General features: G+C 74.2%; 13 protein-coding genes. 5 read left to right on the forward strand and 8 right to left on the reverse strand.

Annotated elements, in window-relative coordinates:
* Positions 1–3 precede the first annotated feature (3 nt).
* Positions 4–1,374: a M50 family metallopeptidase gene (locus BLASA_RS17090; RefSeq protein ID WP_331371102.1), complete on the reverse strand. Its 1,371-nt coding sequence runs from the start codon at positions 1,372–1,374 to the stop codon at positions 4–6.
* A 1-nt stretch (position 1,375) separates the two neighbouring features.
* Positions 1,376–2,572, reverse strand: coding sequence for a 1-deoxy-D-xylulose-5-phosphate reductoisomerase (gene dxr / locus BLASA_RS17095; RefSeq protein WP_014377466.1), 1,197 nt, complete (start codon positions 2,570–2,572; stop codon positions 1,376–1,378).
* Positions 2,573–2,648: 76 nt separating this feature from the next.
* On the opposite strand from dxr, the gene BLASA_RS17100 reads away from it, so the two are divergent.
* From BLASA_RS17100 to BLASA_RS17110, 3 genes are all read left to right on the forward strand, one after another.
* Positions 2,649–2,951, forward strand: a complete 303-nt coding sequence (locus tag BLASA_RS17100; protein ID WP_014377467.1) for a DUF2631 domain-containing protein — start codon at positions 2,649–2,651, stop codon at positions 2,949–2,951.
* Positions 2,952–3,143: 192 nt separating this feature from the next.
* A complete protein-coding gene (locus BLASA_RS17105; protein ID WP_014377468.1) occupies positions 3,144–3,578 on the forward strand; it encodes an LPXTG cell wall anchor domain-containing protein in 435 nt (144 codons plus the stop codon).
* A gap of 113 nt (positions 3,579–3,691) precedes the next feature.
* A complete protein-coding gene (locus BLASA_RS17110) occupies positions 3,692–4,564 on the forward strand; it encodes an LCP family protein (RefSeq protein WP_014377469.1) in 873 nt (290 codons plus the stop codon).
* Between the two features lie 4 nt (positions 4,565–4,568).
* On the opposite strand, the gene BLASA_RS17115 is transcribed toward BLASA_RS17110, so the two are convergent.
* The 3 genes from BLASA_RS17115 to BLASA_RS17125 all read right to left on the reverse strand — a co-directional run bounded on the left by BLASA_RS17115 (position 4,569) and on the right by BLASA_RS17125 (position 8,050).
* On the reverse strand, positions 4,569–5,291 hold the full coding sequence (locus tag BLASA_RS17115) for a VIT1/CCC1 transporter family protein (protein WP_014377470.1): 723 nt from the start codon (positions 5,289–5,291) through the stop codon (positions 4,569–4,571).
* Positions 5,288–6,463: a 23S rRNA (adenine(2503)-C(2))-methyltransferase RlmN gene (rlmN, locus tag BLASA_RS17120; protein ID WP_041776654.1), complete on the reverse strand. Its 1,176-nt coding sequence runs from the start codon at positions 6,461–6,463 to the stop codon at positions 5,288–5,290. Before rlmN ends, BLASA_RS17115 begins: the two co-directional genes overlap by 4 nt.
* A 63-nt stretch (positions 6,464–6,526) precedes the next feature.
* On the reverse strand, positions 6,527–8,050 hold the full coding sequence (locus BLASA_RS17125) for an FAD-dependent oxidoreductase (RefSeq protein WP_051005059.1): 1,524 nt from the start codon (positions 8,048–8,050) through the stop codon (positions 6,527–6,529).
* 129 nt (positions 8,051–8,179) lie between these two features.
* Between BLASA_RS17125 and BLASA_RS17130 the strand changes: the two genes are divergently transcribed.
* The gene (locus BLASA_RS17130; protein ID WP_014377473.1) at positions 8,180–8,950 is read left to right on the forward strand and encodes a polyphosphate kinase 2 family protein; all 771 of its coding nucleotides are present in this window, start codon (positions 8,180–8,182) and stop codon (positions 8,948–8,950) included.
* Here BLASA_RS17130 and BLASA_RS17135 read toward each other — a convergent pair.
* Positions 8,947–9,597, reverse strand: a complete 651-nt coding sequence (locus BLASA_RS17135; RefSeq protein WP_014377474.1) for a TrmH family RNA methyltransferase — start codon at positions 9,595–9,597, stop codon at positions 8,947–8,949. The two genes, BLASA_RS17130 and BLASA_RS17135, sit on opposite strands and share 4 nt — an antisense overlap.
* Before the next feature lie 17 nt (positions 9,598–9,614).
* On the opposite strand from BLASA_RS17135, the gene BLASA_RS17140 reads away from it, so the two are divergent.
* A complete protein-coding gene (locus BLASA_RS17140) occupies positions 9,615–10,718 on the forward strand; it encodes a GNAT family N-acetyltransferase (RefSeq protein ID WP_014377475.1) in 1,104 nt (367 codons plus the stop codon).
* A 3-nt stretch (positions 10,719–10,721) separates the two neighbouring features.
* Here the strand turns inward: BLASA_RS17140 and BLASA_RS17145 are convergent, their stop codons facing one another.
* Both BLASA_RS17145 and frr read right to left on the reverse strand, forming a co-directional pair.
* A complete protein-coding gene (locus BLASA_RS17145) occupies positions 10,722–11,819 on the reverse strand; it encodes a phosphatidate cytidylyltransferase (RefSeq protein WP_014377476.1) in 1,098 nt (365 codons plus the stop codon).
* 21 nt (positions 11,820–11,840) lie between these two features.
* Positions 11,841–12,398 carry a ribosome recycling factor gene (frr, locus tag BLASA_RS17150; protein WP_014377477.1) on the reverse strand — a complete coding sequence of 186 codons (558 nt, stop codon included), beginning with the start codon at positions 12,396–12,398 and terminating at the stop codon, positions 11,841–11,843.
* Positions 12,399–12,419 lie beyond the last annotated feature (21 nt).

The following is a 12,419-nucleotide window of genomic DNA, read 5'->3' on the forward strand; positions in this document are numbered from 1 at the left end:
GAGTCAGCCGCCGAGCCGGACGGGGTTGACGACGTCGGCGACCAGCAGCAGGAGCGACAGCGTGAGGAACGCCCCCGCGACGGCGTAGGCCACCGGCATCAGCCGGGCGATGTCGAAGGGGCCCGGGTCGGGCCTGCCGCGCAGCCGCGCGACGACGGAGCGCACCTTCTCGTACAGCGCTCCGGCGATGTGGCCGCCGTCGAGCGGGTAGATCGGCAGCATGTTGAAGAGGAACAGCACCAGGTTCATGCCGGCGAGCAGCTGGATGAAGAAGCTGATCTTCTTCCCCGCCGAGAACTCCTCGAAGGCGAAGACCTCACCGGAGATCCGGCTGACGCCCACCACGCCGATGGGGCCGAGCGGATCGCGCTCCTCGCCGAGGAACGCGGCGCGGAACAGCTGCGGCACCCGCTCGGGGATCTCGATCAGCCGGTCCACCGAGCGGACGACGATGGTGCCGAGGTGGCCGGGCACCTCGGTCACCGACTGGCGCACGTCCGGCACCGCGGGCTGGATGCCGACGAAGCCCACGGTCTTGGTGCGCTCGCCCTCCTCGTCGGCGTAGACCTGGTTCTCGGTGGGGGTGACGGTGAGGTCGAGCCGCTCGCCGTCCCGGTCGACGGTGAAGACGACGGGCTCGCCCGCGCTCAGCTGGATCGACTCCTGCACCCGCTTCCAGCCGACGTCCGTCTCCTGGGAGACCGGCTCGCCGTCCAGGGCCAGGATGGTGTCGCCCGGTTCCAGTCCCGCGTCCGTGGCGGGACTGCGCGGCGGCAGGGCACAGCCGGGAGCCCCGGCCGCGCAGCGCTCGCCGTCCGGCGTGATCGGGATCGAGCACGCGTTCTCCGCGCGCGCGGTCTCCGCCCCCGCGGGCAGGACGCAGTCGGGCACCTCCGCGATGCGGGTGCTGATCTCGGGGATGCCGAAGCCGACCAGCACCACGGTGAAGAACACCACCGCCAGGACCAGATTGTGGAACGGCCCGGCGAACATCACGATGACCCGCTGCCACCACGGCTTCTTGTAGAAGACCCGGTCCCCGTCGGTGGGCCGCACGTCGTTGAGCGCCTGGCCACGGACCTCGGCGATGAAGCTGCGCATGCGGGTGGCGCGCTTGCTCTCGCCCTCCTCGGCCGGCGGGATCATGCCGACGATGCGGATGTAGCCGCCCATCGGGATCGCCTTGACGCCGTACTCGGTCTCCCCACGGCGCCGGGAGAACACCGTCGGCCCGAAGCCGACCATGAACTGCGGGACGCGCATGCCGAACTTCCGCGCCCAGTAGAAGTGCCCCGCCTCGTGGAAGGCGATGGAGAACATCAGCCCGAGCGCGAAGAGGACGATCCCCAGGATCGTCAGCAGGATCCCGCTCAGCTCAGCCTCCGTCGATCACTCCCCGGGCGTGCTCCCGGGCCCACTTCTCCGCCGCCAGCACGTCGTCCACGGAGGAGGCAGCGCCGAGGTCCGGCGCGGCGTCGAGCGTACGCGCGACGAGCTGCACGATCCCTGGGAACGAGAGCCGACCCGCGGTGAACGCGGCGACCGCCTCCTCGTTGGCCGCGTTGTACATGGCCGGGACGACGCCGCCCGCCTCCCCGGCCGAACGGGCCAGCCGGACCGCGGGGAACGCGTCGCAGTCCAGCGGCAGGAACTCCCAGGTGCTGGCGGCCGACCAGTCCAGCGCCGGCTGGACGTGCGGCAGCCGGTCCGGCCAGGTCAGGCCCAGTGCGATCGGCAGCCGCATGTCCGGCGGGCTGGCCTGGGCGATCGTCGCCCCGTCGGCGAAGGTCACCATCGAGTGCACGATCGACTGGGGGTGCACGACGACGTCGATGTCGGCGTAGGGCACGCCGAAGAGCAGGTGGGCCTCGATGAGCTCGAGCCCCTTGTTGACCAGGGTCGCGGAGTTGATCGTGACGACCGGGCCCATGTTCCAGTTCGGGTGGGCGAGCGCCTGCTCGACGGTGACGTCGGCGAGCTCGGCGGCCGATCGCCCCCGGAACGGCCCGCCGCTGGCGGTGAGCACCAGGCGGGCGACCTCCGCGCGGGAGCCGCCGCGCAGGCACTGCGCCAGCGCGGAGTGCTCCGAGTCCACCGGGACGAGCTGGCCCGGTCTCGCGGCGGCGAGGACGAGTTCCCCACCGGCGATGAGGGACTCCTTGTTGGCCAGGGCCAGCGTGCGCCCCGCCGCCAGCGCCGCCAGGGTCGGCCGTAGCCCGATGGAGCCGTTGATGCCGTTCAGGACGACATCGGCGGGGCGGGCGGCCAGCTCCTCGGCGGCGCGCGGCCCGGCGAGGATCTCCGGCAGCTGGAACTCCCCGCGGGACCAGCCGCGCTTCGACGCGGCGGCGTAGAAGGCCAGCTGGAGGTCCTGAGCGGCGGTTGCCCGCGCCACCGCGACGGTGCGGACGCCCAGCGCCAGGGCCTGCTCCGCGAGCAGGGCGACATCTCCGCCGCCGGCGGCCAGGCCGGTGATCAGCAGTCGGTCCGGGAACTGCTGGGCCACGTCGATCGCCTGCCGGCCGATGGATCCGGTCGAGCCGAGGACGGTGACCTCGCGCGGTGAACTCACGCCGCCATCCTCCCCGACCCGCCGCGCGCGCCCACCTCGGAGGGTGCCGCGGGCCGGCTCCTGCCAGAATGGTCGGGTGACCGAGGCATTCCACTCCCCGTCGACCCAGCGGGTCAACCAGCCCGGACGTGAGGAAGGGGTCGTCCGCGCCGGCGAGCACCCCGTCGAGCACGAGCAGCCCGAGGACTGGGGCTGGCACGGCGAGACCGGCAAGTGGGGCCAGATCGGCGGCTGGATCAGCGTGGTCGTGATCCTCCTGTACATGGTCGGCAACCACGAGGGGCGCGTCGAGGACCTCTGGCTGCTCGCATTCGCCGGTGTGATGGCGCTCGTCCTGATCTGGGACATCCGCCGCAAGAAGACCGCCTGGCGCCGCTGATCAGTCGCCGCACGACCGAGGAGGCCCGCGCCCATGGGCGCGGGCCTCCTGCACATCAGGCACACCTCTCGACCGTTTGGGCGCACATCGACGGCGTGTCGTGACGATGCGGGAGGGTAACTGGCGATCTGCGACGACTACCTCGGTGAGCGCGCCTACCCGCTCGTCGCCATCACCCTCGGTGACCTGCCGGTGCCCCCCGAGTGCGCCTCGGGCTGCGCCACGGTCGCCCCCGGCGCGACGCTGACCCCCGAGAGGGCCGCCGTCCCTGGTGAGACCCGGTACCTGCGGCTGACCGGCTACCTGCCCCTGGAGCAGGTCACCCTGGTCCTGCACTCGACCCCGCAGCACCTCGGCACGCTCACCGCCGACGCCGCGGGCATCCTGACCGTGCCGTTCACGGCGCCGGCCGGCACCGCGGCCGGTGCGCACAACCTCGTCGTCACCCGCGCCGACGGCACCACGGTCACCTACCCCCTCACCGTCGCGGCCGCCGCCAAGCCCTTGCTCGCCGACACCGGCGCCGACGTCACCGTCCCGCTCGTGCTCGGCGGTGTGCTGGTCCTGGCCGGCGCCGGCACGATCGTGGCCGCCCGCCGCCGCGGCCATGGGGTCGCGCAGACCTGAGCGTGACCGACAGCTCCACGGCGGACGCCGGCCAGGACCTTCCTGGCCGGCGTCCGTCACGTCGCGCTCCCGTCCCTGACCGGCGCCGCCGCCTGGGATGGACGGTCGCGGGCGTGGTCCTGCTGGTGCTGGGCGCGCTCACCCTCGACGTGTCGCTGGTCGTCTTCCGGGTCGACCGCGTGGCGGTCGCGCTGCCCGAGGGGCCGGGCACCACCTGGGTCCTCGTCGGTCTCGACTCTCGTGCCGCGCTGCCTGAAGGCGCCTCCGTCGAGGACTTCGGCAGTACCGATGAGGTGCGCGGCAGCCGCGCCGACGTGGTCCTCATCGTGCACGACTCCGGAGAGCACACCAGCGCCTTCTCCGTATCGCGCGATGTCGTCGTCTCCCGCAGGGCGTCGCCGGGGCGCCTGGCGCTGAGCTGGCTGGACGGACCGCAGTCGACCGTCGACGCGCTCTGCGGGCTCGGCGTCGCCGCCGACCACCTGGTCGCCGTCGACCTGGCCGGGTTCGCCGCCGTGGTCGACGCCGCGGGCGGCCTGGACGTCGACGTCCCCGAGCCCGTGCGCGATCGGCTCGCCGGCCTGGAGCTGCCCGCCGCCGGTCCCCGGCACGTCGACGGCGCGACGGCGCTGGCGATGGTGCGCTCGCGCCACCCCGAGCACCTGGTCGGCGGGAAGTGGGTCGCCGCTCCGGAGGACCCCGATGGCCGCGCCACGACGGCCGGGACGGTCGTGTCCGCGTTGTCCGGCGCCGTGGACAGCGCCCGGTGGCGACCCTGGCGGCTGCAGTCGCTGGCCTGGGCGGCGTCGGGCGCGCTGACCGTGGACACCGGCACGTCCACCGGCGAGCTGCTCGCCCTGGCCGGCACGGAGCTCGACGAGGTGGAGGTCCTGCCGGTCGGCGAAGCGGTCGACGGCACGCTGGCCCGCTTCCCGACCGACGCGACCAGCAGTGCGCTCGACGCCGCCGGCATGTCCTGCGGCTGAGCGCTCAGGAGACGGCGACGCCGATCGCCGAGCCGATGAGGTAGGTGATCCCCGCCGCGGCCGCCCCGAAGAAGAGCTGCCGCAGTCCGGCGTACCACCAGGGCCGCGGGGTGAACCGCGAGGACAGCGCCCCGGCCAGCAGCAGGCCCAGGCCGCCGCAGAGCAGGGCGACCCACAGCACCGGGACGCCGAGGAAGTACGGGAGCAGCGGCAGCACCGCGCCGGTCGCGAACGTCAGGAACGAGGAGACCGCCGCGACGCGGGGCGAGGGCCGGTCGTCGGAGTCGACACCCAGCTCGGCCAGCACGTGCAGCCGCAGGGCGGTCTCGGGGTTCGCCGACAGCTGGACGGCGACCTGGCGGGCGAGCCGGGCGTCGACCCCGCGGTCCTGCAGCATCGCGGTGAGCTCGGCGAGCTCGCCGGCCGGGTTGCGCTCCAGCTCCCGCCGCTCCTTCTCGACCTCCAGGTCGAGCTGCTCGTTCTGGGTCTTCACCGAGGTGTACTCACCCAGCGCCATCGAGACGGCGCCGGCGACCAGGCTCGCCACGCCGGCCAGCACGATCGCCCGCGGGGCGGCGCCGCCACCGCCCACGCCGGCGACCAGCGCGGTGTTGGTGACCAGCCCGTCCATGGCGCCGAACACCGCGGCCCGCAGCCAGCCGCCGGACACGTCCGCGTGGGTGTGCTCGTGCGCCTCGGCCTCGGACGGGGCGCCGGCCGAGGTCACTCGTCGCCCTCGGCTCCCAGCTCGCCCGGCGGCTCGACGGACGGCACCGGGACGGCGACGCTCGGCACCCCGTCCACCTGGTCGGCGGCCGCCAGCTGCCCGCAGGCGCCGTCGATGTCCTGGCCGCGGGTGTCGCGCACCGTCGTCGCCACCCCGGCGGCGCGCAGGCGGGCGACGAACTCCCGCTGGGCCGGCAGCGGACTGGCGTCCCAGGGGCTGCCGGGCGTCGGGTTCAGCGGGATCAGGTTCACGTGGGCGAGCTTGCCCGCGAGCAACTTCCCGAGCAGGTCGGCCCGGAACGGCTGGTCGTTGACGTCGCGGATGAGCGCGTACTCCACCGAGTAGCGACGGCCCGTCCGCTGCGCGTAGGCGTCGGCGGCGTCGATGACCTCGCCGACCTTCCAGCGCGTGTTGATCGGCACCAGGGTGTCGCGCAGCTCGTCGTCCGGGGCGTGCAGGCTGACCGCGAGGGTGACGTTGCGCCCCTCCTCGGTGAGCCGGCGGATGGCCGGCACCAGGCCGACGGTGGAGACGGTCACCGACCGCTGCGACAGGCCCAGGCCGTAGGGAGCGGTGCCGAGGAGGGCGTCGAGGGTCGTGCGCACCCGGGCGTAGTTGGCCAGCGGCTCCCCCATGCCCATGAACACCACGTTGGACAGCCGTCCCGGCCCGCCGTCGATCTCCCCGTTCGCCATGGCCGCCCCGGCTGCGACGGCCTGACCGATGATCTCGGCGGCCGACAGGTTGCGGGTGAGCCCGGCCTGGCCGGTGGCGCAGAACGGGCACGCCATGCCGCAGCCGGCCTGGCTGGAGATGCAGACGGTGGCGCGGTCGGGATAGCGCATGAGGACGCTCTCCACGAGCGCACCGTCGTGCAGCCGCCACAGGGTCTTGCGGGTGCGGCCGCTGTCGGCGGTCTGGTGGCGCAGAGGGGTGAGCAGCCCCGGCAGCAGCGCCTCGCGCAGCGTCTCGCGGACGGCGGCCGGGATGTCGGTCATCTGCGCCGGGTCGGTGACCCCGCGGTAGAAGTGCCGGGCCAGCTGGTCGGCCCGGAACGCCGGCTGGCCGAGCTCGGCGACCGCCGCCCGGGCCTCCTCGCGGGTGAGGTCGGCGAGGTGGCGGGGCGGCTTGCCGCGGCGGGGGGCGTCGAAGACGAGCGGGAGGGCAGTCATGGCGCCGTCCATGGTCCCACCCGCGGGGACGGACCCGGCGGTGGCGAGGTGAAGCTCACGGACTCACAGCTCGCGTGGCTCCAGCGGCCGCGACGCCGGCCCGTGCAGCACCCGCCCGTCGGACCCGAACCGCGAGCCGTGGCAGGGGCAGTCCCAGCTCTTCTCGCCCTCGTTCCAGGCGACGGTGCAGCCGAGATGGGTGCAGACCGAGGAGACGGCGTGCAGCGCGCCCTCCTCGTCGCGGTAGGCCGCGGTCTGCTTCCCGTCGGCCTCGAGGACGGCCGCCTCGCCGGGGAGCAGGTCCTGCGGCGAGCCCTTGGGGGCGCCGAGCACCCGGCCCTTCAGCCAGGTGGTGGCGACGTGGGCGTTCTGCTTCACGAACTCCGGCCCCGGCAGCGAGGTGGCGGCGCGGCGGGCGTCGAAGGTGGCCGCCCACGGGTTGTCCCGGTCGAGGACCAGATCGCGGATCAGCATCGCCGACGCCGTCCCGTTGGTCATGCCCCAGCCCGCGAACCCGGTGGCGGTGAGCACCCGCTGCGAGCCGGGCATGACGTACCCGGTGAAGGGCACCCGGTCGAGGCTGGTCAGCTCCTCCGCCGACCAGTGGTAGCGGAAGTCGGTGACCCCGAAGTGCTCGCGGGCCCAGTCCTGCAGCCGCGCCCACCGCTGGTCGGTGTCGGTGACGTGGCCGACCTCGTGCCCCTCGCCGACGACGATCAGCAGATCCTCCCCCTCGAGCACGGCCGTCCGCGTCGAGCGGGTCGGCGACCCCGCGTTGATGGTCATCCCCGCCGGTACCCCGGAGGGCAGGACGCCGGCCACGCCGTAGGACCGGCTCGGCTTCAGCCGCGCGAAGTGGCCGCCACGGTCGAGGAACGGGTAATGGGTGGCGACGACGACGTGCGCTGCCGACAGCCGGCCGGCGGTGGTCTCGACCGTGCACCCGTCGTCGTCCTCGTCGACGGCCTGCGCCCGCACGTCCTCGATCACCGAGCCGCCCGCGCGCACGAAGGCCTCGGCCAGGCCGGCGAGGTAGCGCCCCGGATGGAACTGCGCCTGGTCGGCGAAGGACAGCGCCGCGGGGACCGGAAAGGGCAGCGGCGCCTCCCGGCCGAGGGTGACGGGCAGGCCGATGCGCCGCGCGACCTCCGCCTCGCGTTCGACGTGCGCCACCGTCGCGTCGTCCTCCGCGTAGACCACGTGCGGCAGCCCGCGCTCCAGCCCGCAGTCGATGCCGAGGTCGGCGACCAGGTCGACGACCTGCTGCAGACCGGCGACGTTGGCCTGCGCGTACGCGGCGGCCGCGTCGAGGCCACGTGTGCTCTCGATCGCGGAGTAGAGAGTGCCGTGGCCGTAGGTGAGCTTCACCGTGGACCGGGTGGTGACCGAGTCCCCGATCCGCCCGGCGGTCACGAGCGTCACCGCCCGACCCTCCCGTTGCAGGAGCAGGGCGGTGGTCAGCCCGGTGATCCCCCCGCCGAGGACGAGGACGTCGGCCGGGGCCGTCCGGATCGCCGTCCCCCCGAGGTGCGGGGCCGCCATGGTGTCGATCCACGGCGAGATGTGGCGGTCTGCATGATCGGGCACGACGAGGCCTCCGGTGAAGTCGGCGGGTGATCCCGTGCCCCCTACCCGCTGCGGCCGGCGGTAGCCGCGGGCACGGGCGGGCTCGGCGCCGGGCTGCGTATCGACCGCAGCACCGTCAGGCTGGCGCTCATGAGCCGCCTCGCCGACGTCGATCTGACCGCCCGCCTGGACAAGAAGGAGGGCAAGATCCAGCTGGCCGAGGCCCAGCACCGCCTCACCCACCTGCGGCTGCTGCTCGGCGGCCAGATCGGTCCCGGGGACCTCGGCCCTCCGCTGCTGGTGCTCTTCGAGGGCTGGGACGCCTCGGGCAAGGGCGGGGCGATCCAGCGGCTGGTCGGTGAGCTCGATCCCCGGCACGTGCGGGTGGCCCAGTTCGCCGCTCCCACCCGTGACGAGAAGCGGCACCACTTCCTGTGGCGCTTCTGGCCGGTGCTGCCCGGCTGGGGCGGCATGGCCGTGCTCGACCGCTCCTGGTACGGGAGGGTGCTGGTCGAGCGGGTCGAGGGTTATGCCGAGGAGCACGCGTGGCGCCGCGCGTACCAGGAGATCGTCGACCTGGAGACGTCGCTGGCCGCCGAGGGCACCGTGCTGGTGAAGTTCTGGATGCACGTCTCCCCCGAGGAGCAGCTGCGCCGCTTCGAGTCCCGCCGCGCGAACCCGTACAAGGCCTGGAAGCTCACCGACGAGGACTGGCGGAACCGGGAGAAGCGCGGCGTCTACGCGGCAGCGGTGGAGGAGATGCTCGAGCGCACCTCCACACCGGTCGCCCCGTGGCACGTCATCCCCGCCGAGGACAAGCGGTGGGCGCGGGTCGCCGTCGTCCGCACGGTGTGCGAGGCCGTCGAGTCGGCGCTGCGCGCCCGGGGCATCGATCCGGACCCGCCGCTCACCGGCGGCTAACGGTTCGCGCCCAGGTCAGCGTGCTGCCGCACCCAGCCGTGCATGGCGATGCCGGCGGCCACGCCGGCGTTGATCGACCGGGTGGAGCCGAACTGGGCGATCGAGACGGTGATGGCGGCCCCGGCGCGGGCCTCCGCCGTCAGACCCGGCCCCTCCTGGCCGAACAGCAGCACGCAGCGCTCCGGCAGCGCGGCGGTCTCGATCGGCACGGCGCCGGGCCCGTTGTCGACCGCCACGACGGCGAGCCCGCCCTCGGCGGCGAAAGCCAGCAGTCCGCCGACGTCCTCGTGGTGGCGGAGATGCTGATACCTGTCGGTGACCATGGCGCCCCGACGATTCCACCGCCGCCGGCCCACCACGTGCACCTCAGCGGCGAGGAAGGCGTTGGCGGTGCGCACCACCGTCCCGATGTTCAGGTCGTGGCCGAAGTTCTCGATGGCGACGTGGAAGGGGTGCCGGCGTCGGTCGAGGTCCGCGACGATCGCCTCGACGGTCCAGTAGCGGTACCGGTCGACGACGTTGCGCCGGTCCCCCTCCGCGAGCAGCTGCGGGTCGTAGCGCGGGTCGTCCGGCCAGGGCCCCTCCCAGGGGCCGGTACCGACCGTGGTCCCCCAGTCGGTGGGGCCGGGCAGTTCGTCCTCGTGCACCCAGGGAGGATCGCAGGGTGACTCCCGACGTCCTCGTGCACCTCGTCGAACCGGCCCAGTGGCGCGCCGCGCTGCGGCAGGGGTCGATCCGGCCGGGGCCGGACGGTTTCGTGCACCTGTCCACCCCGGACCTGGTGCACCTGCCCGCGCGGCGCCTCTTCCCCGGCCGGCGGGATCTCGCCCTGCTGGTGGTCGACCCCCGACGGCTGACCGATCCGGTGCGGTTCGAGCCCGGGCATCCCGACGACCCGGCCGAGCTCCGGTTCCCCCACCTGTACGGGCCGCTGCCGACGAGCTCGGTCGTCGCGGTGGTTCTCTACCGTCCGCCGACGCCGGTCGTGCTGCCGGAGCCGTCCGACGCCCTCGCCCGCGCCCTGACCTTCTACACGTCGGTGCCGGTCCGGCGGGCCGTCGGCGTCGGCGACGTCCCCGGCGGGGTGGCCGTGCTGGACCCCGACGTCCCGTCCTCCCACGACAACAACCGGCTGCTGCTCACCGCCCCGGTGGACGCGGCAGCCGTCGAAGCCGCGGCCGAGGAGGTCGGCGGCAACGCCGGCTGGCCGCAGCGCGCTGCACTGCTGGCCTGGCCGGACGCGGGCCCCGTCGCCCGAGCGCTGGCCGCGCGGGGCTGGAACGCCGAGGAACTGGTGCTCATGGCCCGCCGCACCGAGCTGCCGGTGCCGCGCCCCGGTGCGGGCGCGGAGGTGGTCGACCAGCGGGAGGTGCACGAGCTGTGGGAGCGCTCCTGGCGGCGCGGGCTGGCCTCGCTCGGCGACCGGCTGGATGCCGTGGTGCGCCAGCTGGTCGGCCGGGAACGGCTCAACGACCGGGTGGTCGCCGTCACCGACGTCGCGGTGCGCGAGGAGGGCCGGGTCGTGGCCGCCGGCCAGCTCCGGGTCGACGGCGCCACGGCGGCCGTCGAATCCATGCTGACCGACCCGGCGGCGCGCGGCCGGGGATACGCCGGCGCCGTCCTGGCCCGGCTGCTCGGCATCGCCGCCGACGCCGGCTGCGACCTCGTCGTCCTGGAGGCGTCCGCCGACGACTGGCCGCGGCACTGGTACACCCGGCGCGGCTTCGAGCCCATCGGCACGACGTGGTCGGTGGACCGGCCGGCCTGAGCCCTAGACGGGGACGAGCACCGCGAGCAGCAGGTAGGCGGCGGCCGCCGAGGGCAGCAGCGAGTCCAGCCGGTCCATGATCCCGCCGTGCCCGGGCAGCAGGTCGCCCATGTCCTTGATGCCGAGATCACGCTTGATCAGCGACTCGGCCAGGTCCCCCACGGTCGCCGAGATGGCGAGCGCGGCGCCGAAGAGCAGCCCGCCCCACCACGGCCCGCCGAGGGCGAGGACGATGATCGGCGTGGCCACGAGCACGCAGGCCACCACCGAGCCCGCCATGCCCTCCCACGACTTCTTCGGGCTGATCGAGGGGGCCATGGGGTGCTTGCCGAAGAGGACACCGGCGGCGTAGCCGCCGACGTCGCTGGCCACGACGGTCACGATGAACGCCAGCACGCGGGCCGCGCCGTCGTCGGGCACCAGCAGCAGGACCGCGAAACCGGCCAGGAACGGCACGTACAGGGCCGTCAGGACGCCGGCGGCGGCGTCCTTCCGGTAGCCGACCGGCCCGCCGGCCAGCCGCCAGAGCAGCACGGCCAGCGCGGTGAGGAAGAACCCGGTGAGCAGACCGGTGGGTCCCCGGGTCCAGGCGAGGGCCTCCATGGCGAACGCCCCGACCAGCAGCGGCACCAGCGGCGCGGAGAAGCGGCCCTTGGCCAGCGCCCGGGTCAGCTCCACGACGGCGACCAGGATCGCCGCGGTGAGCACGCCGAGAAAGGCGGGGCGCCACACCAGCAGGGAGGCGACGATGACCGCCACCAGCCCGACGCCCACGCCGATCGCGGCGGGCAGGTTCCGCCCGGCCCGGCTCACCGGCCGCTCCGTGGTGGGCAGCTGCCCGACGTCCTCCGGCGACGGCACCGCCGAGGCCCCCTGGGCCCCGCGCTCGGGCACGGGAAACGCCGCGGTGTCCTCGGGTACGGGGGCCGGTGCCCGCGGCGGCGGCGGGCGGGGCGGGACCGGGCGGGCCGAGGGGATCGGCACCGGACCGGTGTCGTCGTCCCGCCGCCCGCTGCCCGGCGCACGACCACCACCGACCCGCGGCCACGGCTCGCCGCCCGGGCGCAGTGCACCCGGGCGGTCGGCGGAGGGAGGCGTCATGGGCGTGCGACCGCGACGAGGTCAGACCTCGAGCAGCTCGGTCTCCTTGTTCTTCACCGCGTCGTCGATGCCGGAGGTGTGCTGGGCGGTGAGGTCGTCGAGCTCCTTCTCCGCGCGGCGCACGTCGTCCTCACCCGCCTCGCCGTCCTTGACGATGCGGTCGAGCTCTTCCTTGGCGCGGCGGCGGATGTTGCGGATGGCGACCTTGGCGTCCTCGCCCTTCGACCGGGCCATCTTGACCAGATCGCGGCGCCGCTCCTCCGTCAGCTGCGGGAAGACGACCCGCAGGAGCTGGCCGTCGTTGGTCGGGTTGACGCCCAGGTCGCTGTCCCGGATGGCCTTCTCGATGGCCGACATCTGGCTGCTGTCGTAGGGCTTGATGACCGCCATCCGGGCCTCGGGCACGGTGATGGACGCCATCTGGGGCACCGGCGTGGGCGCCCCGTAGTAATCCACGACGATCTTGTTGAACATCGAGGGGGCCGCCCGCCCGGTGCGGACCGAGCCGAGGTCCTCGCGCGCCACCGAGAGGGCCTTGTCCATCCTCTCCTCGGCGTCGAGCAGGGTGTCGTCGATCACGGGTTGTCCCTCCTGCGGCCG

Origin of the sequence: Blastococcus saxobsidens DD2 (assembly GCF_000284015.1) — a bacterium.
In the GTDB taxonomy this organism is placed as follows: domain Bacteria; phylum Actinomycetota; class Actinomycetes; order Mycobacteriales; family Geodermatophilaceae; genus Blastococcus; species Blastococcus saxobsidens_A.

What these genes read in the sequence shown, in the direction of transcription:
- BLASA_RS17130 (WP_014377473.1), top strand. Translation starts at nt 8,180, where the DNA reads ATGAGCCGCCTCGCCGACGTCGATCTGACCGCCCGCCTGGACAAGAAG.
- rlmN (WP_041776654.1), bottom strand. Translation starts at nt 6,463, where the DNA reads ATGACTGCCCTCCCGCTCGTCTTCGACGCCCCCCGCCGCGGCAAGCCG.
- BLASA_RS17145 (WP_014377476.1), bottom strand. Translation starts at nt 11,819, where the DNA reads ATGACGCCTCCCTCCGCCGACCGCCCGGGTGCACTGCGCCCGGGCGGC.